We start from the raw sequence: 254 nt of genomic DNA on the forward strand, positions 1-254 counted from the left end.
GTTGGTCAGGTCCTGAAAGCCAAGGCATTCCTGCTGGCCCATGCCGATCGTTTTGGCGCCACGTCAAAGCGGTTTTCCGTCAGCGGCCACTCCGCCGGTGCACATCTTGCAACCTTTCTCTTCCATCGCTCGCCAGCGCCTTCGGGCGTAGGTGCTGCTTTCCTGCTTGGCGGGCTATACGATCTCGAACCCCTGCAGAGGTCTTTCCTGCGCGACGAGATTGCCTTGAGCGACGAGGAGGTGCGACGGTTTAC

General features: G+C 60.2%; 1 pseudogene. It reads left to right on the forward strand.

Going from position 1 to position 254, the window contains the following annotated elements:
* A pseudogene (locus tag EOD29_RS33360) lies at positions 1–254 on the forward strand (alpha/beta hydrolase); the annotation flags it as partial.

The organism is Mesorhizobium sp. M1A.T.Ca.IN.004.03.1.1 (genome assembly GCF_003997555.1).
Classification (GTDB): domain Bacteria; phylum Pseudomonadota; class Alphaproteobacteria; order Rhizobiales; family Rhizobiaceae; genus Mesorhizobium.